This window comes from Microbispora sp. ZYX-F-249 (assembly GCF_039649665.1).
Classification (GTDB): Bacteria; Actinomycetota; Actinomycetes; order Streptosporangiales; family Streptosporangiaceae; genus Microbispora; species Microbispora maris.
Genome location: NZ_JBDJAW010000007.1, coordinates 1 through 19,170, shown reverse-complemented (window position 1 = coordinate 19,170; position 19,170 = coordinate 1). Strand labels below are relative to the sequence as shown.

Below are 19,170 nucleotides of genomic sequence, written 5' to 3'. Positions count from 1 at the left end.
CGTGGCCGTTCTGGGGCCCAACAGGTACGGCAAGGCCGAGACGAGGGTCGTGCGGGTGACCCGGCACGGCGACGCCCACCGGATCAAGGACCTCACCGTCAGCACGGCGCTGTCGGGCGACATGACCGAGGTCCACCTGAGCGGGGACAACTCCGCCGTCCTGCCCACCGACACGCAGAAGAACACGGTCTTCGCGTTCGCCAAGAAGCACGGCGTCGGGGCGATCGAGGACTTCGCGCTGCTGCTGGCGCGCCACTTCACGGACGCCCGGCCCGCGATCCACCACGCGAGGGTCGCGATCGAGGAGCACGCCTGGGAGCGCAACGGCGCGTTCGGGCACTCGTTCGTCCGCTCCGGCAGGGAGGTCCGCACCTGCGTGGCCCACCACGACGGGACGCGGTCGTGGGTGGTCTCCGGGCTGCGCGACCTCGTCGTGCTGAACACGACCAACTCGGAGTTCTGGGGCTTCGCGAAGGACGAGTACACGACGCTGCCGGAGACCCGCGACCGCGTCCTCGCCACCGCCGTTGAGGCCGCGTGGCGGCACGACGAGCCTCCACAGGACTGGGACAAGAGCTACGAGAACGCGCGGGGCGCCCTGCTCGCGGCCTTCGCCGACACCTACAGCCTGTCGCTGCAGCAGACGCTGTACGCGATGGGCACCCGGGTGCTGGCCGAGTGCCCGGAGGTCTGCGAGGTGCGGCTGTCGCTGCCGAACAAGCACCACTTCCCGGTGGACCTCGCGCCCTTCGGCCTGGACAACGACGGCGAGGTCTTCTTCGCCGCCGACCGGCCGTACGGGCTGATCGAGGGCACGGTGCTGCGCGAGGACGCGCCCGAGCCCGGCCCGGCCTGGGAGTAGCCGATGGACTTCCTGCGACCGCGGACCTGGGCGGAGGCCCTGGCGCTGAAGGCCGGGCGGCCCGAGGCCACGCCGATCCAGGGCGGCACCGACGTCATGGTGGAGATCAATCTCGACAAGGGCCGCCCGGCCGCCCTGCTCGACCTCACGCCGATCCCCGAGCTCCGGGAGTGGTCGCGGGAGGGCGTCGAGATCCGCGTGGGCGCGGGCGTGACCTACTCCCGGCTGATCGCCGAGCTCGGGGGCGTTCTGCCCGCGCTGGCCCAGGCGTCCCGTACGGTCGGGTCGCCGCAGATCCGCAACAGGGGCACGGTCGCGGGCAACCTCGGCGCGGCCTCGCCCGCCGGCGACAGCCACCCGCCGCTGCTGGCCAGCGGCGCGGTCGTGGAGGCCGAGTCGGTGCGCGGCGCCCGGCTGATCCCGATAGGCGAGTTCTACACCGGCGTGAAGCGCAACGCGCTCGCACCCGACGAGCTGATCCGCGCCGTGCGCGTCCCGGCCGCCACCGGCCCGCAGTACTTCTCCAAGATCGGCACCAGGAACGCCATGGTGATCGCGGTGTGCTCGTTCGCGACCGTCCTGGAGCCGGGGGAGCGGCGGGTGGGCACCGGCATCGGCTCGGCCGCGCCGACCCCGCGCCGCGCCCGGGACGCCGAGGACTTCGCGTCCGGCGCGCTGGACTGGGACGGCCGCGGCCCGCTCGGCCCCGGCGTGGCCCGCCGGTTCGGCGAGCTCGTGGCCGCCGCCGCCGCGCCGATCGACGACGTGCGGGGCCGCGCCGCCTACCGCGCTCACGCGCTCGCCGTGATGGCGCGCCGCGCGCTGGGCTGGGCCTGGGACGACTTCAGGGGGAGCGCGCGATGAGGGTGAACGTGATTGTGAACGGCCGCCCGATGACGGCCGACGACGTGTGGGAGGGCGAGAGCCTGCTGTACGTCCTGCGTGAGCGGCTCGGCCTGCCGGGCGCCAAGAACGCCTGCGAGCAGGGCGAATGCGGCTCCTGCACCGTCTATCTCGACCGTACGCCGGTGTGCGCCTGCCTGGTCGCCGCCGGGCAGGCGGAGGGGCGCGAGGTGGTGACGGTCGAGGGCCTGGCAAGCTCCGGGGACGGGCCGGACGGTGAAGCCGGCGGCGGGTTGCACGAGGTGCAGCGCGCGTTCGTGGACGCCGGGGCCGTGCAGTGCGGGTTCTGCACCCCCGGTCTCGTCGTCCAGGCTCACGCGCTGCTCGCGGACGCGGAGGGGGTGCCGCCGGACGCCGACATCCGGGAGGCTCTGGCCGGCAACCTGTGCCGCTGCACCGGATACGAGAAGATCCTCGACGCCGTCCGCCTCGCCGCCGCCCGCCGCCACCACCAGCCCACGCCGTGATCTTGTAGTTTGTCGCACGCATCCCCCGTGACCTGCGCCGGAACCCTCCGTGATCATGCAGAAAATCGTGCCCGCACCCTCTGACCTGGGAGTCTCCATTGCGTGATCTCGCACCGCGACGAGTGGTCATCGAGAACGCCCACGTCGTCCCGGTCGTCGGACAGGAGATCCCGTCCGGCCACGTCGTCGTGGAGGACGGCCTGATCACGGCGGTCGGCCCCGGCCGGGCGGCGGTCGTCCCCGAGGGGGCCGAACGCGTCGACGGCTCCGGCTGCCTGGCCACCCCCGGCCTGGTCAACACCCACCACCACCTCTACCAATGGGCGTCGCAGGGGGTGACGCCGGACGGGACGCTGTTCGAGTGGCTGGTGGCGAGCTACCGGCTGTGGGCCCGGATGGACGCCGAGGTGGTGGCGGGCGCCGCGACGGCGGGCCTGGCCTGGCTGGCCCTGTCGGGCTGCACGACCTCCACCGACCACCACTACGTCTTCCCCAAGGGCAGGGGCGACCTGTTCGAGGCGGAGATCGAGGCCGCGCGCCGGGTCGGGCTGCGCTTCCACCCCTGCCGGGGGTCGATGGACCGGGGCGCCTCGCGCGGCGGCCTGCCGCCGGACGAGGTCGTGGAGGACCTCGACGAGATCCTCCGGGCCACCGACGACGCGATCCGGAAATATCATGATCCGTCGTTCGGGTCGATGCTGCGCGTCGCGGTCGCCCCCTGCTCGCCGTTCTCGGTCAGCGGCGAGCTCATGACCCTTTCGGCGGACCTCGCCCGCTCCCACGGCGTACGGCTGCACACGCACGTGGCGGAGACGGCCGACGAGGACGAGCACTGCAGGGAACAGTTCGGCGTGCTGCCCGTCGAGTACCTCGACGACCTCGGCTGGCTGGGCCCCGACGTGTGGCTGGCCCACTGCGTGCACCTGACCGACAAGGACGTGCGGCGCTTCGCCGAGACCGGCACGGGCACGGCCCACTGCCCGTCGTCGAACGGCCGTCTCGGCGCGGGCATCGCCCGGGTCGCCGATCTGCTCGCGGCGGGCGCGCCGGTCGGGCTGGGCGTCGACGGCGCGGCCTCCAGTGAGATGACCCCGCTCGCCGGGGAGATCCGCATGGCCGTCCTCACGCAGCGGGCCCGGTACGGCCCGCGCGCGCTGACCGCTCGCCAGGCTCTGGAGATGGCCACGCTCGGCGGCGCCCGCTGCCTCGGCCGGGAGGACGAGATCGGCTCGCTGGAGCCCGGCAAGCTCGCCGACGTCGCCCTGTGGCGGCTCGGCGGCTTCCACGCCGCGATCGACGATCCCGTCGTGGCGTTCGCGTACGGCGCCACGCCGCCGCTGGAACGGCTGCTGGTGGGCGGCCGGACCGTCGTCGAGGGCGGCGAACTGCGCACGGTCTCCGGCGAGGAGGCCGCACGGGCCGGGGCCGGTGCCCATCGTCGCCTGACCACCGGAGATCATGTCTGAGACATCCCGGACGGATCGAGGGAGCAGGGTATGACAGAGCACGTCGTCATCGCGGCGGACAAGTTTCGCGGGTCGCTCACCGCGCCCGAGGTGGCCGCGCGCGTGGCCGCCGGTCTGCGTTCTCCGGGATCGAGTGACGTGCCCGTCGTCGAGCTCCCGGTGGCCGACGGGGGCGACGGCACCGTCGACGCGGTCGTGGCGAGCGGCTTCACCCGGGTGGAGACGGAGGTGACCGGGCCCGTCGGCCGGCCGGTCACCGCGAGCTACGCCGTACGCGACGAGCCCGGCGCACGGGTCGCCGTGATCGAACTGGCCGAGGCGTCCGGCCTGCGCAGGCTACCGGCGGACCCTGCGCCGCTGACCGCCACCAGCCGCGGCACCGGTGAGCTCGTCGCCCACGCCGTACGCCATGGCGCGACCCGCGTGGTGCTCGGCCTCGGCGGCAGCGCCTGCACCGACGGCGGCGCGGGGATGGCCCAGGCCCTCGGCGTACGGCTGCTCGACGCGGCCGGGAACGACCTGCCGCCGGGCGGCGCCGCGCTGCGCGACCTGCACGCGATCGACGCCTCCGGCCGCCTGCGCGGGTTCGAGGTGATCGTCGCGAGCGACGTCGACAACCCGCTGCTCGGGCCGTACGGCGCGGCGGCGGTGTACGGCCCGCAGAAGGGGGCGAGCCCGCGGGACGTGGCCGTGCTGGAGGCCGGGCTGGCCCGGCTGGCGGCCGTGGCCGCGCACACCCACGGCCTCGCCGGCGCCGCCGAGCACGACGGCGTGGTCCGCGCGATGGGCGTGGCCGGGCGACCGGGGGCCGGGGCCGCGGGCGGAGTGGGCTTCGGCGCGCTGACGTTCCTCGACGCCGAGATCCGGCCGGGCATCGGCTACCTGCTGGACCTCGTGGAGTTCGACCGGCACGCCGAGGGCGCCCGGCTGGTCGTCACCGGCGAGGGCTCCATCGACGAGCAGACGCTGCGCGGCAAGGCCCCGGTGGGCGTCGCGGCGGCCGCGGCCAAGCACGGCGTACCGGTCGTCGCGGTCTGCGGCCGGCGGTCGGTGGGCGACGACGAGTTGCGGGCGGCCGGCATCGAGGCGGCGTACGCGCTGACCGACATCGAGCCCGACGCGAGCCGCTGCATGGCCGAGGCCGGGCCGCTGCTGGAGAAGCTCGCGGCGCGCATCGCCGCCCGGCATCTCACGACATGAGGAGTGGCGCGTGGGGCAACCGTACGACCTGGTGGTGAGGTCCCGGCGGACCGTGACCCCGGAGGGGGAGCGCCCGCTCGCGGTCGCCGTACGCGGCGGTGTGATCGCCGCCCTGTGCCCCTACGACGAGCCGCCGGCGGCGGAGGAGTCCGCCGACCTCGGCGAGCTGCCGCTGCTGCCCGGGCTGGTCGACTCCCACGTGCACGTCAACGAGCCCGGCCGCACCCACTGGGAGGGCTTCGCGACCGCCACCAAAGCGGCGGCGGCCGGGGGCGTGACCACCATCGTGGACATGCCGCTCAACTCGCTGCCCCCGACCGTGGACGTGGCGGCGCTGGAGGTCAAGCGGAAGGCCGCCGAGGGGCGGTGCCACGTGGACGTCGCCTTCTGGGGTGGTGCGATCCCCGGCAACCTCGCCGACCTGCGGCCCCTGCACGAGGCCGGCGTGGCCGGCGTCAAATGCTTCCTGTCGCCGTCCGGGGTGGAGGAGTTCCCGGCGCTCGACCGCGAAGGGCTGCGGGCCGCGCTGGCCGAGGTGGCGGCCTTCGACGGCCTGCTGATCGCGCACGCCGAGGACCCCGGCCTGCTGTCCGACCCCCGCGGCCCGGCGTACGACGACTTCCTCATCTCGCGCCCGCAGGAGGCCGAGCGCGGGGCCGTCGAGCAGGTGATCGCCCTCGCGGCGGAGACCGGCGCGCGGGCGCACATCGTGCACGTGTCGGCCGCCGCCTGCGTCGAGCCGCTGCGCGCGGCCCAGGCGGCGGGGGTGCGCGTCACCGCCGAGACCTGCCCCCACTACCTGACCCTGGCGGCGGAGCAGGTCACCGGGCCCGCCTACAAGTGCTGCCCGCCGATCCGGGAGGCCGCCAACCGCGACGCGCTGTGGCGGGCGCTCGCCGAGGGGGTGCTCATGGGGATCGTCTCCGACCACTCCCCGTCGACGCCCGACCTCAAGGTGCCCGACTTCGCCGCGGCCTGGGGCGGGATCTCCTCGCTCCAGGTCGGCCTGCCCGCCGTGTGGACCGCGGCCCGCGTCCGGGGGCACGGCCTGGCCGACGTGGCGCGCTGGATGGCCGGGGGGCCGGCCCGCCTGGCCGGTCTGCCGCGCAAGGGGGCGATCCGCGTGGGCAATGACGCCGACCTGGTCGCCTTCGACCCCGGCGCGGAGTTCACCGTCGACGTGACGGCGCTCCACCACCGCAACCCGGTGTCCCCCTACCACGGCGCGCGGCTCGCGGGCGTGGTGCGCACCACCTGGCTGCGCGGCGTGCCCGTCGACTTCGCCGCCCCGCGCGGCCGGCTGCTGACCCGAGGAGCACGATGACCGGTTTCACCCGCCTGCCCGACCTCGCCCTGCGCACGTACGGCGGGTCGGTCGTGGCCGCCAGCGACGAGTCGTTCGCCGAACGGGAGGCCCTGATCAGGCCGGGACCGGCCGAGTTCCGGCCGCACACCTTCGGCGCCAAGGGCCAGGTCTACGACGGCTGGGAGACCCGGCGGCGGCGCGAACCCGGCCACGACTGGGCGATCGTCCGGCTCGGCCTGCCGGGAGTCATCCGGGGCGTGGTGGTGGACACCGCGTGGTTCCGCGGCAACTACCCGCCGTACGCGTCGGTCGAGGCGTGCGCGGCCGAGGGGCACCCCTCACCGGACGAGCTGGACGGCTGGGTGGAGATCGTGCCGAAGAGCCCGCTGAAGGGCGACGCGGTCCACGAGTTCGCCGTGACCGATCCCCGCCGCTTCACCCATGTGCGGCTGAACATCTTCCCCGACGGCGGCGTCGCGCGGCTGCGGGTCCACGGGCGGGTCGTGCCCGACCGCGCGTTCCTGGAGGGCCTCACCGTCGACCTCGCCGCGCTGGAGAACGGCGGCCTGGTCACGGCCTGCTCCGACGAGTTCTACTCCTCGCCGAACAACGTCCTCGCGCCCGGCCTGGCCCGCGACCAGTCCGAGGGCTGGGAGACCGCGCGCCGCCGCGACGGCGGCAACGACTGGCTCGTGGTCGCCCTCGCCGGGCCGGGCCGGGTGGCCGTCGCCGAGATCGACACGACCAACCTGATCTTCAACGCCCCCGGCTGGGCGTCCCTCAAGGGCGCGGACGCGGACCGGCCGCCGCCGGAGGACGGGGACGCCTGGTTCCCGCTGCTGCCCAGGACCCGCCTGCAGCCCGACACCCGCCACCGCTTCCGCCTCGACGGCGACCGCAGGGTCACCCACGCCCGGCTCGACATCTACCCCGACGGCGGCCTCGCCCGCCTCCGCCTCCTCGGCACCCTCACCCCCTGAGCCCTGCTCGACTGGCGGACGTGACGGCCGGCCTCGCCGATCTGATGGGCGTCACCAAGAGCCGCGTCTCCCAGATCGAGCGTGATGAGGTGTCCACCGTCGAGGCCATAGCCCGTTATGTGCAGGCGCTGGGTGGGAGGATTCAGATCTGCGCGGTGTTCGGCGACGACCTCTACATCCTCAGGGGCGCCGGCCCCGACGCCGCCTGACGGCTGTCGGGCTCCGCCCGGGTGGCGTGCCGACGGCCACGAGCGGTGGCCGTGGGCGACCGGCGGTCGGGCGGAAGCGTCAGTGCCAGATGGTGATCGTGCTGCCCGGCGGCTGCTGACCGAGCGGCTTCTCACCGACCACGCGGTCGGTGCCCACCACCTTGCGGACGTTGACCTTGAAACCGGCCGCCTTCAGCTCGTTCACCGCGTCGTGGACGGACTTGAACATCACGTTGGGCACGTTGACGACGGTGGGCGGAGTCTGGCCGGGGTCGGCGGGGTCGGTCTCCCACGGCCAGCGGAAGCCCTGGTCCGGGCCGCGCGAGGCCGTCAGGTGGACGGTCGCCCCGGCCACCACCTCGGCGCCGCCGGACGGGTCCTGGGCGATCACCGTGCCCGGCGGGGCGTCGTCGGTGGTCTCGTCGATCTGGACGTTGAAGCCCTTGTCGCGCAGGATCTTCTCCGCCTGGTCGCGCATCATCTGCGTGACGTCCGGCATCAGCAGTCCCGCGCTGACGACGAAGTTGACCACGCCGCGCTTCTTCACGCGCTTGCCCACCGGCGGGTTGGTGCGGATGACCTGGTCGCGGGGGATGGTGTCGCTCGCGCTCTTGCTGACCCGGCCGGGGGTCAGCCCGACCTCGGCGATCTTCGCCCGGGCGTCGGCCAGGCTGAGGCCCTCGACCTTCGGCACGGGAATCGTCTCCGGGCCGGCCGACGGGATCAGGGTGAGGACGGCGCCCTTGACCACCTCGGCGCCCGCGCCGGGCTCGGTGTCGAGGACGATGTCCTTCGGCACCTTGTCGTCGAACCTCGCCTTGCCGATCCGCACCTCGAAGCCGGCCTTCTGAGCCTCCTGCCTGGCGACCGTGATGTTCTGGTTCACCAGGTCGGGCACGGTCGTGTAGCGTCCCTGGGAGAACCACCAGCCGGTGAAGGCGACGCCCGCGACCATGACGAGGGCCAGCGCGGCGAGGAACCACACGGGCCTGACCCTGGCCCGCCGCCGCCGGCCCGTCTCGCCGGCGCCGGTCAGCAGCTCCGACCGCGGCTGGATCATCGTCTGCCCGACCGGCGGCTCGGCCTCCGGGCGCCCGTGCTGCGACGTGCCGAACGGCGAGGCCCCGCCGGGCGGCGGGAGGGTCCGGTGCGCGCCCGTCCGTACGCCGCTGTGGGCGCCGGTGAAGGCGCCGCTGTCGTGGGCGCCGTGAGGGGTGGCGTGCGCGCCGGTGTGCCCCGTCCGCGGGAGCGTGCGGTGGATCTCGACGGCCGCGACGAGCATGGCGGTCGCGTCCACCGGGCGCGCCGCGGGGTCCTTGTCGGTGGCCGCTGCGACGAGCGCGTCGATCGCCGGCGGCACGTCGGGCACGATCGAGGACGGCACGGGGACGGTCTCGTGCACGTGCCGGTAGGCGATCGACATCGGCGTCTCGCCCGCGTACGGCTGCCGCCCGGTGAGCAGCTCGAACAGCATGATCCCGGCGGCGTACACGTCGCTGCGGGCGTCGGCGGTGCCGGTCGTGACCTGCTCGGGCGACATGTAGCCGATCGTGCCGATCATCATGCCGGTCTTGGTCTGGTTGGTCGCCTCGATCGCGCGGGCCAGGCCGAAGTCCACGACCTTCACCCGGCCGTCGTCGGCGAGCAGCACGTTCTCCGGCTTGACGTCCCGGTGGATGAGCCCCGCCTGGTGGGCCGCGCCAAGGGCGGCGAGCACCGGGATGACCATCTCCAGCGCCTCGCGCGCCGGCAGGTGACCGCGGCGGCGCAGCACGTCGCGCAGCGTCCTGCCGGGGACGTACTCCATCGACAGGTAGACGTTCGCCCCGTCCGTGCCCTGGTCGAAGACCTGCACGATGTTCGGGTGAGAAAGGCTCGCCACCGACTTGGCCTCGCCGATGAACCGCCGCACGAACTGCGGGTCCTCGGCCAGCGAGCGGTGCATCACCTTGACGGCCACCGTGCGGTCGAGCCGGACGTCCAGAGCCAGGTATACGGAGGCCATGCCACCCCGGGCGATCCGGGACTCGACGCGGTAGCGCCCGTCGAGCAACTGCCCCACGAGCGGGTCGGTCAGCGTCGTGTCCACTCGCCAGAGTTTACGGGTGATTTGCCGCCGGGCGTGTTCCCGAATCCCAAACCGAGACCGATTCGGCAGCCTACCGCGCCGTCCGAAAAGCCGTGCCGAATCCGAAAACCGGGCTTACCAGACGTGGATTCCCGCGCCTGTCCGCCCGCCGGCGGCAGCACGCCGGGCGGGTGGGACACACGCTTCGGCGTCCTCAGGACGGGCGGCCGGGGGAGGACGCCTCGGCGTAGCGGCGGCGGGGGATGCGTCCCGCGAGCCGGGCCAGCCGTCCGGCCGTGACCGCCTGCCGCATGGCCGCCGCCATCAGGTCCGGCCGGTGCGCCCGCGTCACGGCGCTGGCCAGCAGCACGGCGTCGCAGCCCAGCTCCATCGCCAGCGCGGCGTCGCTGGCCGTGCCGATGCCGGCGTCGAGGATCACCGGGACCGTGGCGGCCTCGACGATCAGCTCGATGCTGTGCGGGTTGCGGATGCCCAGCCCGGAGCCGATGGGGGCGCCGAGCGGCATCACCGCCGCGCACCCCGCGTCCTGGAGCCTGCGCGCCAGCGCCGGATCGTCGCCGATGTACGGCAGCACGACGAAGCCGTCGGCGACCAGCCGCTCGGCGGCGTCGAAGGTCTCGATCGGATCGGGCAGCAGGGTGCGCTCGTCGGCGATGACCTCCAGCTTGACCCAGTCGGTCTCCAGGGCCTCACGCGCCAGGCGGGCGGTCAGCACGGCCTCCCCGGCCGTGAAGCACCCCGCCGTGTTCGGCAGCACCTTGACGCCGCGGGCGCGCAGCACGTCCAGCACCGAACCGCGCGACGCCGGGTCGAGCCTGCGCATCGCGACGGTCGTCAGCTCGGTGCCGGAGGCCTCCAGCGCCTGGTCGAGCACCTCCAGCGACGGCGCGCCGCCGGTGCCCATGATGAGCCGCGAGGTGAACTTCTCCCCGCCCAGCACGAAGACGTCCTCGGTCATGCTCATCCTCCCTGCACCGCCGTCAGCACCTCGACGCCGTCGCCGTCGGCCACCGCAGTGGAGTCCCACGCGCTCCGGCTCACCACCTCGCCGTTCAGGGCCACCGCGACCCCGGACGTGAGGGACGTGAGGGTGCGTACGGCGTCGCCGACCGTGGCGCCGACGGGCAGCTCGGCCGTGCCTCCGTTGATCGTGACTTTCACTCGCTGAATCTCCCTGGATCGCAGGCCCCGGTGACCGGGGGTGGCTCGTCGCCGGTGAGGAGCGCCGCGACGGCGTCGGCGGTGATCGGGGACAGCAGCACGCCGTTGCGGCCGTGCCCCGTCGCCGCGAACACGCCGGGCGGTCCGGCGGGGCCGATGAGCGGCAGGTTGTCGGGCGTGCCCGGGCGGAAGCCGACCGTGGTCTCGGCCAGTTCGAGCTCGGTGATGCCGGGCACCAGCTCGCGGGCGTCGCGCAGCAGCTCGTACACGCCGCCGGCGGTGACCCGCGCGTCGTACCCCAGTTCCTGCACCGTGGCGCCCAGCGTGATCTCCCCGTCGCCCCGGGGCACCAGGTAGGCGGGGGAGCCGTGCACCAGCCCCCGGACGCACCGCGTGAGGAACCCCTCGGGCCCGCGAAGCCGGAGGATCTCACCCTTGACCGGGCGTACCGGCAGGCCGGGCAGCAGGGACGCCGACCACGATCCGGCCGCCACGACGACCTGGCCCGCCGCGACGGCCTCGCCGGACGTCAGCCGTACGGACGGGCCGCCCGTCGCGGAGGCGTCGATCCCGGACACGCGCCCGGCGACCAGCGTGCCGCCCGCCTTCTCGAACGCGGTGAGCAGGGCCCGCACGACCCTGCGCGGGTTGACCCAGGCGTCGTCGCGGGCCAGCAGCCCGCCGCGTACGGAGGGGGCGAGCATCGGCTCGAAAGAGCGGCACTCGCGCCCGGTGAGCCGCTCGACCCGAAGGCCGAGCGTCCGCTCGAACGCCGCCAGGTCGTCCAGGTAGGCCATGTCGTCCGCGCCGCGGGCGACCTCGAGCGTGCCCTCGGTCCGGTAGTCCAGCTCGACGCCGCTCTCGTCCTCGAGTTCGGCGCGGAACCCCGGCCAGGCGGCCAGCGACGCGAGGCCGAGCCGCAGCAGCGGCTCCTCCGTGTAGGTCACCTCGCTGACCGGCGCGAGCATCCCCGCGGACGCGTGGGTGGCGCCGCCGCCGGGCGCGGGGTCCGCCACCGCCACCGACAGGCCGCGGCGGACCGTGCGCCAGGCCGCGGCCAGGCCGGCCACGCCGCCGCCGGCGATCACGACGTCGTATGTGGGGGGCACACCGCGCTCCCTTCGCCGGCATTACCCGGATCAGGTCGGGGCGGTCGAGAGCCTCGCGCTCTCCTCTCAGCCCGGTCCGCCGGGCTCCCGCGCGTCTTACGTGCACCAGCGTAGTACGCCGCCCGTCATGGCCGATCGCCGGAGGCCGCCCGCCGTCGCACGATCGGCGGAGGACCCGCGCCGCACGGGCGGGCATCCGGACGCGCGCCGTCGGTGGAGTGAGGGACTTCTTCACAACGAGGGCCCCCGCGGAAGTGCGCGCTACTTGCCCAACTCGTTATGAGGGGGCCGTTGGCCAGGCCCCCCGCTGACAATCTATGGTCAAACTGTGGATCACGTCGTGGTGGTGGGTGCCGGCCTGGCCGGCGTGCGAAGCATCGAGGCGTTGAGGGCCCGTGGATTCACCGGGCGCATCACGCTCATCGGCGAGGAACACCATCGCCCCTATGACCGGCCGCCGCTGTCGAAGGCGGTGCTGCTCGGAGGCACCGACTCCACGGTGGTCGACTCCGACCTCGACGCCCTCGACGTACGGCTGTGCCTCGGCACGGCGGCCAAGGGTCTGCGCGACGGCGTGCTGGAGACGACCGAGGGCGAGCTGGAGTACGACGGCCTGGTCATCGCCACCGGCGCGGCCCCGATCCGCCTGCGCGGCGAGGGCCGCCAGCACGTGCTGCGCACCATCGAGGACGCGCTCGCGCTGCGCGAGCGGCTGGTCCCCGGCGCCCGCGTGGCGGTGGTCGGGGCGGGCTGGATCGGCGCGGAGGTCGCCACCGCCGCGGCCCGGGCCGGGTGCGCGGTGACCGTCGTCGAGGCGGGGGAGAGCCCGCTCGCCGTGGCGCTCGGCCCCGAAGTCGGCAGCCACACCATCGGCTGGTACGCGCGGGCGGGCGTCGAGCTGCGCCTCGGGGCGATGGTCGGCACCGTGGACGCCGACGGCCTCACGCTCATCTCCGGCGCCCGGGTGCCGGCGGACGTGGTCGTCACCGGGGTCGGGGTGCGGCCCGCCGTCGACTGGCTGAAGGGCTCGGCCGTCCGGCTCGACGACGGGGTGGTGGTCGACGAGCACCTGCGCACGTCGCTGTCCAACGTGGTCGCGGTGGGCGACTGCGCCAACTGGTGGTCGCGCAGGTTCCGCACCCGCCTGCGGGTCGAGCACTGGGACACCGCGCTCCAGGCCCCCGACACGGCCGTCGCCACCCTCCTGGGCGAGGAGGCGGTCTACGACCCCGTGCCGTACTTCTGGTCCGAGCAGTTCGGCCACATGGTGCAGTTCGCCGGGCACCGGGAGGCCGGTGACCGTGTGCTGCTGCGCGGCGACCCGCGTACGGACGCGAAGTGGGCGGTGTGCTGGCTGACGGCCGAGGACAGGCTCGCCGCGGTGCTCACCGTGGACCGGCCGCGCGACGTGGTGCAGGGCCGCAGGATCGTCGAGGGCGGCCAGCGGCTCGACCCCCGGCGGGTGGCCGATCCGGCCGTCCCGCTCCGCGACTGCATTATGACGTAATCGAGGTGTTTCCCGGCGGCCCGCCTGTGGTAATGGTGGATCCGTGACGCTTACTGTTGCGCAGATCGACCGGGAGACCGACCAGCTCGTAGGGGAGTGGCTCCCCCTCTCGGAGGCCGCCAAGAGGCTGGGGCTCAGCATGGGCCGCGCCAAGCAACTCCTCAAGGACAAGAAGCTCGCCGGCGTCCGCAGGGGCGGGGGCGAGCCGCAGATCCCCGCGGTGTTCATCGCCGGCGGCGACGTGCTCAAGGGCCTGCCCGGCACGCTGACGCTCCTGGCCGACGCGGGCTACGACGAGGTGGAGTCGATCCGGTGGCTGTTCACCCCGGACGACTCGCTGCCGGGGTCCCCGATCGACGCGATCGTGAAGGGCCGGCACACCGAGGTCAAGCGCAGGGCCCAGGCCCTGGGTTTCTGACCGTACGGCCGCATGGCATTGTGGTCGGGTGATTGACACCCGGCGACAGCGGCTCGCGCAGGCCAGGCTCTATCTCTGCACGGACGGCAGGAGGGACCGCGGCGACCTGGAGAAGTTCCTCGACGCGGTCCTGTCCAACGGAGTGGACATCGTCCAGCTCAGGGAGAAGGGCCTGGAGGCGCGCGAGGAGCTGGACCTGCTCGAGGTCTTCCGCGCGGCGTGCGACAGGCACGGCGCGCTGCTGGCGGTCAACGACCGGGCGGACGTCGCCTTCGCCGCCCGGCCCGACATCCTGCACCTCGGGCAGGACGACCTCCCGGTCCCGGTGGCCCGGGAGATCCTCGGCTCCGGCGTGCTCATCGGCAGGTCCACGCACTCGGCGGCGGAGGCGTCGGCCGCCGCCGTGGAGCCCGGGGTGGACTACTTCTGCTGCGGGCCGATCTGGCCCACGCCCACCAAACCCGGCCGGCCCGCGCCGGGCCCCGCGCTGCTGGAACACGCCGCACGCCTGGGCGCCGACCGGCCGTGGTTCGGCATCGGCGGCATCGACCTGGGCAACCTCGACGAGGTGATGGCGCACGGCGTGCGCCGGGCCGTGGTCGTCCGGGCCGTCACCGAGGCCGACGACCCCGGCGCCGCCGCCGCCGCGCTCAAGGCCCGGCTGTCCGCCGTCCCGCTCTGAGCCGCCACTGAGCCGCCACTGAGCCGCCCGCGCGCCGCGTCCCGTCAGGTGCGACGGGGCGCGGCGCCCGGGGGCGAGTTCCGTCAGGTGCGGCGGGATGTGGCGGCGACGGCGAGGGCGGCCAGCGCGGCGCGGGCCTCCTCCTCGATCGGCGCGTGGTCCAGGGCGTGCAGCGCGTCGTCGAGGTAGCGCTTGATCATGCCCTCGCACGCGGTCAGCGCGCCGGTCTCCTCGATCACCGCGCGCAGCCGCCCGACGCCCTCGGCGTCCAGCCCGGGGTCGCCGAGAAGAGACCGCACGACCGCCGCCTGGGCGGGGGTGGCCGAGTCGAGCGCGCGCGCGATCAGGACGGTTCGCTTGCCCTCACGAAGGTCGTCGCCGGCGGGCTTGCCGGTCTCCGCCGGGTCGCCGAACACGCCGAGGATGTCGTCGCGGAGCTGGAAGGCGATGCCCACCTGCTGGCCGTACTGCACGCAGAGCCGGTCGATCCACGCGTGCCGGGCCCGGGCGGCGAGGACGAGCCCGAGCCGGAGCGGCTGCTCGACCGAGTACTTGCCGCTCTTGTAGAGGGCCACCCGCAGCGCGCTGTCGTAGGTGCTCTCGCCCTGCGCCTGTTCGAGCAGGTCGAGATACTGCCCGCACATCAGCTCGGTGAGCATGTGGTCGTGCACCGGCTGGGCGGCGGCGAGCGCCTCGGGCGCCAGGCCGCAGGTGCGCCACATCTCCCCGGACCACACCAGCAGCAGGTTCCCCAGCAGCACGGCCGAGCCCTCGCCGAACTGCCGCGCGGAGCCGTGCCAGCCCGCCTCGGTGTGCATCCGTTCGAACCGGCGATGAGCGGACGGCATGCCCCGGCGCACGTCGCTGGCGTCCATGACGTCGTCGTGGACGAGCGCGCTCGCCTGCAGCAGTTCCAGCGAGGCGGCCGCGGAGTGCAGCCCCGGGTCGTCGCCGCCGCCCGCGGCCCGCCACCCCCAGTGGCAGAAGGCGGGGCGCAGCCGTTTGCCGCCGGCCAGGAAGTCCTCCGCGGCGGTCAGCAGGGCGGCCAGTTGCGGGTCACCGAAGTGTGGTCGCTGCCGGTCGAGGAACTCCCGGAGTGCGCGGTCCACCTCCGTACGGATGGAATCGAGCGAGACGGCGGAAGCGGTCATGCTCTGAGACTAACCGGGGTTGATCCGGACACCCATCACCAGATCCCCCTTCAAGTGGGTTAACTCCCCCAGTAAGGGAAAACGTCCACATAGCAAGACTGCGACCATCAGGAAAAGAGCGGCGCTGTAACCTCTCCTGTATGGCTCTCGGTCTGCCCTCGCGGCTTCCTGATCGCGTCCCGACGGTCCGCGAACTGCTGGCCGCGGGCGAGCGCTCGTTCTCGTTCGAGTTCATGCCGCCGAAGACCGACGAGGGGGAGCGCCAGCTGTGGCGGGCCATCCGCGAGCTCGAGGCGCTGCGGCCGACGTTCGTCTCCGTGACCTACGGCGCCGGCGGCTCGACCCGCGACCGCACGGTGGACATCGTCGAGCGGCTGGCGCACGAGACGACGCTGACCCCCGTCGCCCACTTCACCGCGGTCGACCACTCGATCCGCGAGCTGCGCCACCTCGTCGGCCGGTTCGCCGACGCGGGCGTGCGCAACATCCTCGCCGTACGCGGCGACCCGCGCGGGGGCAACCCCCTGGACGAGTGGGTCAAGCACCCGGAGGGCGTGCTGTACGCCGAGGAGCTGGTGCGGCTGATCCGCCAGTCGGGCGACTTCTGCGTCGGGGTGGCCGCCTTCCCCTACAAGCACCCCAGGTCGGCGAGCATCGAGTCGGACACCAAGTATTTCGTGCAGAAGTGCCGGGCCGGCGCCGACTACGCGATCACTCAGATGTTCTTCCGGGCGGAGGACTACCTGCGGCTGCGCGACCGCGTGGCGGCCCAGGGGTGCGACACCCCGATCATCCCCGGCATCATGCCCGTCACGCAGATGAGCACGATCGCCCGGTCGGAGCAGCTGTCCGGCGCGCCGTTCCCGCCCGAGGTGGCCGAGCGGTTCGAGGCCGTCGCCGACGACCCGGCCGCGGTCCGCCGCCTCGGGATCGAGCACGCCGTCGAGCTGTGCCAGAAGCTGCTCGACGAGGGCGCGCCCGGCATCCACTTCATCACCTTCAACCGGTCGAGCGCGACCCGCGAGGTGTTCCAGGCGCTGCACAGCGTGCCCGCCGCCGTCGCCGGCTGAGCCGGCCGGCCCGTTCAGCCCTCGCGGGCCGCGCGCTCGGGCAGCGGCAGCCGCACCCCGGCGATGACGTACTCCTCGTACCCGCCGGGGAAGACGAACCGGGTCATCAGGTCGGCGAACCCGACGTCCCGGTACAGATGCCGGGCCACCGTGGGGGCGTCGTGCGTCGAGAGCACTGCGGTGCGCTCCGGGCGGCCCTCGCACAGCGTGTGGATCAGACGCCGGCCGATGCCCCGGCCCTGGTATTCGGGGCGCACGTGGATCTCGGCGATCTCCAGGGCGTCGCCGAACCAGTCCTCCGCCACGACCGGCCCGGCCCGGTCCTGCAGCGCCCCGCGTACGACGTCGTGCCACCACTGCCCGCGGCCGCCGTGGAAACCGTACGCGAAGGCGGCGACGCCGCCGGGCGCCTGCGCGTCCTCGGCGAGCACGCAGTCGAAGTCGGGATAGGTGGAGTGGTTACGCATGATCGCCATGCGCCCCGCGAGCTGGTCCGACGGCGGGCGCATGGCGACCGTGTAAATCTCCAGCACGGTGTCCAGCACCGCCCTGAACCGGTCGGGCCCCACGCGTCGCAGTTGGATCACTCGTCGCACCTTAGCAAAACGTCGCCGGGCCGGTCCGGCAGGCGTCACTCCACCTCGGCGGCCGTGCCCCCGGTGATGCGCAGCAACTCCTCGTAGGACGTGGGGAAGACGGTGTGGGGGTGCCCCGCGGCGGCCCACACCACGTCGTGCTTGCCCAGCCAGGTGTCCACCAGTGTCCGTACGGGCGCGGGGTGCCCGACCGGGGCGACGCCGCCGATGGGCTGCCCGGTGTGCTCGCGGACGAACTCCGGCGTGGCCCGCCGCACCTTCGCCGCGCCGACCAGCCGCGCGATCAGATCGGTGTTCACGCGGTGGGCGCCGCTGGTCAGCACCAGCAGCGGCGCGCCGTCCGCGTCGAAGATCAGGCTGTTGGCGATCGCGCCCACCTCGCAGCCGAGCCGGGCCGCCGCCGTGGCGGCCGTCGGGGCGGCCTCGTCCAGCACGACGACCTCGCCCGCCACCTCGTGGGCCCGCAGGGCCTCTTGAACTCGGACGACGTTCGGATGCAACTTTTCTGCCACGCGGTCACTCTAAACGGATTGCGAGGACATACGCCGCCGATTGTGGCCACTTATGATCACGCGGCTCACAATCGGATCGTAAGGTGGGTCCTTTGATCGAGAATCGGGCTTATGAGGGGTTGGTCATGATGAGGGGTCGACGGCGACTGGCCGCGGCCACGCTCGTCGCGGTGGGGGCCGTGACGTTCGCGGCGACCGGCGTCACCGGCACGGCGCAGGCGCGCACCACCGCGCCCGCGGGAACGGTGACCACGAGCACCGTGCTGTCATCGAGCACCGTGCCGTCAGCGCTTCCGGCGTTCCCGGCGCTCCCGGCGCGGGCCGCCGTGCCCGGGCGCGCCGCCTACCCGCCGTTCACCGCGCCGGGCAAGACGCTCAAGCTCGGCGCCAAGGGCTCGGCCGTGAAGGCGCTGCAGTCCCGGCTCAAGGAGCTCGGGTACATGCCCGGCTCGGCCGACGGCCGGTACGGCGGGACCACTCTGACGGCGGTCTGGGCGTTCCAGAAGGTTCAGGGGATCAAGCCGACCAGCACGATCGCCGCCCGCACCTGGAGGGCGCTGGAGAACCCCCGCGCGCCCAGGGTCCTGGTGCCCCGGGGCAAGCCGGCCCGCGTCGAGGTGGACCTGACCAAACAGGTGATGGTTCTGTACCGGGGCGGCGCGCCGGTGATGATCAGCCACATCTCCAGCGGCAGCGGCATCCCCTACACCGAGTACGCCACCTGGAACGGCAGGCGGCAGCGGTTCTCCGGCAGCGCCCGCACGCCGACCGGCGACTACAAGACCACCTGGCGGGTCAAGGGCTGGCACCGGTCCTACCTCGGGCAGCTCTACAACCCGATCTTCTTTAACGGCGGCATCGCGCTGCACGGCGCGCTGTCGGTGCCGCTGTACCCGGCGTCGCACGGCTGCGTGCGGCTGCCCATGAACGTGGCCGAGGTCCTGCCGGGCATGCTCGGCAAGGGCGTCCCGGTGCACGTCAGGGGCGCCTTCAGGCGCTGACGCCATCCCCGGAGGGGCCCCGCGCGAGGTGGTCGCGCGGGGCCCTTCCGTCGTCTCGTGCCCGCGTTTGCGTCGCACTCCTCGAACACGTATTCGTTGACAGCCTTGACAGTGGACATGATCGAATCTATGTTCGATGGAGTGGGCGTGGGACTCGCGGCTCGCGCCCACCCCGTTGGATTCGTGCCTTCGTCGTCGGCGGAGACGGATGCGGCACGGCCCGCGGCGTGGGCCGGACGGGGAGAGGGGAAGCTCCTCGTCCGGCCGCCCACGGGAGCCTGAGAAAGCGTCGGGCGATCTCGAGCGGTTCACGGGATCTCCCGGCCGGCGAAATTGTCGGTGCGATCTGCGACTGTGAGGTCACCGGCGACCTTCGCCGGAGTGCCACGACTCAAGGAGGCGGGCATGACTGAGCAGAACGACGATCAGAAGAGCGGGCCCCGGCTCTCGCAGGCGGTTCTGGCACACCTCGCGGACGCCA

General features: G+C 73.6%; 20 protein-coding genes and 1 riboswitch. Of the genes, 13 read left to right on the top strand and 7 right to left on the bottom strand.

What is annotated here, in order from left to right:
* Position 1 precedes the first annotated feature (1 nt).
* The 8 genes from pucL (at position 2) to AAH991_RS11025 (ending at position 7,393) form a co-directional block, all read left to right on the top strand.
* Positions 2–862 carry a factor-independent urate hydroxylase gene (gene pucL / locus AAH991_RS11060; protein ID WP_346225671.1) on the top strand — a complete coding sequence of 287 codons (861 nt, stop codon included), beginning with the start codon at positions 2–4 and terminating at the stop codon, positions 860–862.
* A gap of 3 nt (positions 863–865) precedes the next feature.
* Complete coding sequence (locus AAH991_RS11055; protein WP_346225670.1) at positions 866–1,726, top strand: FAD binding domain-containing protein; 861 nt, start codon at positions 866–868, stop codon at positions 1,724–1,726.
* Positions 1,723–2,232, top strand: coding sequence for a (2Fe-2S)-binding protein (locus AAH991_RS11050; protein ID WP_346225669.1), 510 nt, complete (start codon positions 1,723–1,725; stop codon positions 2,230–2,232). Before AAH991_RS11055 ends, AAH991_RS11050 begins: the two co-directional genes overlap by 4 nt.
* Before the next feature lie 98 nt (positions 2,233–2,330).
* Complete coding sequence (locus AAH991_RS11045; protein ID WP_346225668.1) at positions 2,331–3,698, top strand: 8-oxoguanine deaminase; 1,368 nt, start codon at positions 2,331–2,333, stop codon at positions 3,696–3,698.
* 30 nt (positions 3,699–3,728) lie between these two features.
* Positions 3,729–4,898 carry a glycerate kinase gene (locus AAH991_RS11040; protein ID WP_346225667.1) on the top strand — a complete coding sequence of 390 codons (1,170 nt, stop codon included), beginning with the start codon at positions 3,729–3,731 and terminating at the stop codon, positions 4,896–4,898.
* 10 nt (positions 4,899–4,908) lie between these two features.
* Complete coding sequence (gene allB / locus AAH991_RS11035; protein WP_346225666.1) at positions 4,909–6,222, top strand: allantoinase AllB; 1,314 nt, start codon at positions 4,909–4,911, stop codon at positions 6,220–6,222.
* Entirely contained in the window at positions 6,219–7,184 is a 966-nt protein-coding gene (gene alc, locus AAH991_RS11030) for an allantoicase (protein ID WP_346225665.1), read from the top strand. Before allB ends, alc begins: the two co-directional genes overlap by 4 nt.
* 20 nt (positions 7,185–7,204) lie before the next feature.
* On the top strand, positions 7,205–7,393 hold the full coding sequence (locus AAH991_RS11025; protein ID WP_346225664.1) for a helix-turn-helix domain-containing protein: 189 nt from the start codon (positions 7,205–7,207) through the stop codon (positions 7,391–7,393).
* A 79-nt stretch (positions 7,394–7,472) separates the two neighbouring features.
* Here AAH991_RS11025 and pknB read toward each other — a convergent pair whose 3' ends face one another.
* The 4 genes from pknB to thiO form a co-directional block, all read right to left on the bottom strand.
* Positions 7,473–9,482, bottom strand: a complete 2,010-nt coding sequence (pknB, locus tag AAH991_RS11020; RefSeq protein ID WP_346225663.1) for a Stk1 family PASTA domain-containing Ser/Thr kinase — start codon at positions 9,480–9,482, stop codon at positions 7,473–7,475.
* A 193-nt stretch (positions 9,483–9,675) separates the two neighbouring features.
* Positions 9,676–10,446, bottom strand: a complete 771-nt coding sequence (locus tag AAH991_RS11015) for a thiazole synthase (RefSeq protein ID WP_346225662.1) — start codon at positions 10,444–10,446, stop codon at positions 9,676–9,678.
* Positions 10,443–10,643, bottom strand: a complete 201-nt coding sequence (thiS, locus tag AAH991_RS11010) for a sulfur carrier protein ThiS (protein WP_346225661.1) — start codon at positions 10,641–10,643, stop codon at positions 10,443–10,445. Before thiS ends, AAH991_RS11015 begins: the two co-directional genes overlap by 4 nt.
* Positions 10,640–11,752 (bottom strand): glycine oxidase ThiO, encoded by a 1,113-nt coding sequence (gene thiO, locus AAH991_RS11005; RefSeq protein ID WP_346225660.1) that lies wholly within the window; start codon positions 11,750–11,752, stop codon positions 10,640–10,642. Before thiO ends, thiS begins: the two co-directional genes overlap by 4 nt.
* A riboswitch (TPP riboswitch) is annotated at positions 11,743–11,853 on the bottom strand. Its footprint overlaps the gene before it by 10 nt.
* A gap of 227 nt (positions 11,854–12,080) precedes the next feature.
* On the opposite strand from thiO, the gene AAH991_RS11000 reads away from it, so the two are divergent.
* The 3 genes from AAH991_RS11000 to thiE are packed head-to-tail and all read left to right on the top strand — an operon-like array spanning position 12,081 to position 14,359.
* Positions 12,081–13,259 (top strand): NAD(P)/FAD-dependent oxidoreductase, encoded by a 1,179-nt coding sequence (locus tag AAH991_RS11000; protein ID WP_346225659.1) that lies wholly within the window; start codon positions 12,081–12,083, stop codon positions 13,257–13,259.
* A gap of 43 nt (positions 13,260–13,302) precedes the next feature.
* Complete coding sequence (locus AAH991_RS10995; protein ID WP_346225658.1) at positions 13,303–13,677, top strand: Rv2175c family DNA-binding protein; 375 nt, start codon at positions 13,303–13,305, stop codon at positions 13,675–13,677.
* Between the two features lie 28 nt (positions 13,678–13,705).
* Complete coding sequence (gene thiE / locus AAH991_RS10990) at positions 13,706–14,359, top strand: thiamine phosphate synthase (RefSeq protein WP_346225657.1); 654 nt, start codon at positions 13,706–13,708, stop codon at positions 14,357–14,359.
* 83 nt (positions 14,360–14,442) lie between these two features.
* On the opposite strand, the gene AAH991_RS10985 is transcribed toward thiE, so the two are convergent.
* Positions 14,443–15,510 carry a polyprenyl synthetase family protein gene (locus tag AAH991_RS10985; protein WP_346225656.1) on the bottom strand — a complete coding sequence of 356 codons (1,068 nt, stop codon included), beginning with the start codon at positions 15,508–15,510 and terminating at the stop codon, positions 14,443–14,445.
* 140 nt (positions 15,511–15,650) lie between these two features.
* On the opposite strand from AAH991_RS10985, the gene metF reads away from it, so the two are divergent.
* On the top strand, positions 15,651–16,580 hold the full coding sequence (gene metF / locus AAH991_RS10980; protein WP_346225655.1) for a methylenetetrahydrofolate reductase [NAD(P)H]: 930 nt from the start codon (positions 15,651–15,653) through the stop codon (positions 16,578–16,580).
* A gap of 14 nt (positions 16,581–16,594) precedes the next feature.
* Here metF and AAH991_RS10975 read toward each other — a convergent pair whose 3' ends face one another.
* Together AAH991_RS10975 and AAH991_RS10970 are read right to left on the bottom strand one after the other, a co-directional pair.
* Positions 16,595–17,167: a GNAT family N-acetyltransferase gene (locus AAH991_RS10975; protein WP_346225654.1), complete on the bottom strand. Its 573-nt coding sequence runs from the start codon at positions 17,165–17,167 to the stop codon at positions 16,595–16,597.
* Between the two features lie 44 nt (positions 17,168–17,211).
* Positions 17,212–17,688, bottom strand: a complete 477-nt coding sequence (locus AAH991_RS10970; RefSeq protein WP_346225653.1) for a YbaK/EbsC family protein — start codon at positions 17,686–17,688, stop codon at positions 17,212–17,214.
* Positions 17,689–17,813: 125 nt separating this feature from the next.
* Here AAH991_RS10970 and AAH991_RS10965 point away from each other — a divergent pair, with 125 nt between their 5' ends.
* Positions 17,814–18,689 carry a L,D-transpeptidase family protein gene (locus AAH991_RS10965; RefSeq protein ID WP_346225652.1) on the top strand — a complete coding sequence of 292 codons (876 nt, stop codon included), beginning with the start codon at positions 17,814–17,816 and terminating at the stop codon, positions 18,687–18,689.
* The last annotated feature ends 481 nt before the right edge of the window (positions 18,690–19,170 follow it).

Bases quoted from the DNA above. Each gene is read 5' to 3' on its own strand.
- AAH991_RS11055 (WP_346225670.1), top strand. From the start codon at position 866: ATGGACTTCCTGCGACCGCGGACCTGGGCGGAGGCCCTGGCGCTGAAG.
- AAH991_RS11050 (WP_346225669.1), top strand. From the start codon at position 1,723: ATGAGGGTGAACGTGATTGTGAACGGCCGCCCGATGACGGCCGACGAC.
- AAH991_RS11040 (WP_346225667.1), top strand. From the start codon at position 3,729: ATGACAGAGCACGTCGTCATCGCGGCGGACAAGTTTCGCGGGTCGCTC.
- alc (WP_346225665.1), top strand. From the start codon at position 6,219: ATGACCGGTTTCACCCGCCTGCCCGACCTCGCCCTGCGCACGTACGGC.
- AAH991_RS11015 (WP_346225662.1), bottom strand. From the start codon at position 10,446: ATGAGCATGACCGAGGACGTCTTCGTGCTGGGCGGGGAGAAGTTCACC.
- AAH991_RS10985 (WP_346225656.1), bottom strand. From the start codon at position 15,510: ATGACCGCTTCCGCCGTCTCGCTCGATTCCATCCGTACGGAGGTGGAC.
- metF (WP_346225655.1), top strand. From the start codon at position 15,651: ATGGCTCTCGGTCTGCCCTCGCGGCTTCCTGATCGCGTCCCGACGGTC.
- AAH991_RS10965 (WP_346225652.1), top strand. From the start codon at position 17,814: ATGATGAGGGGTCGACGGCGACTGGCCGCGGCCACGCTCGTCGCGGTG.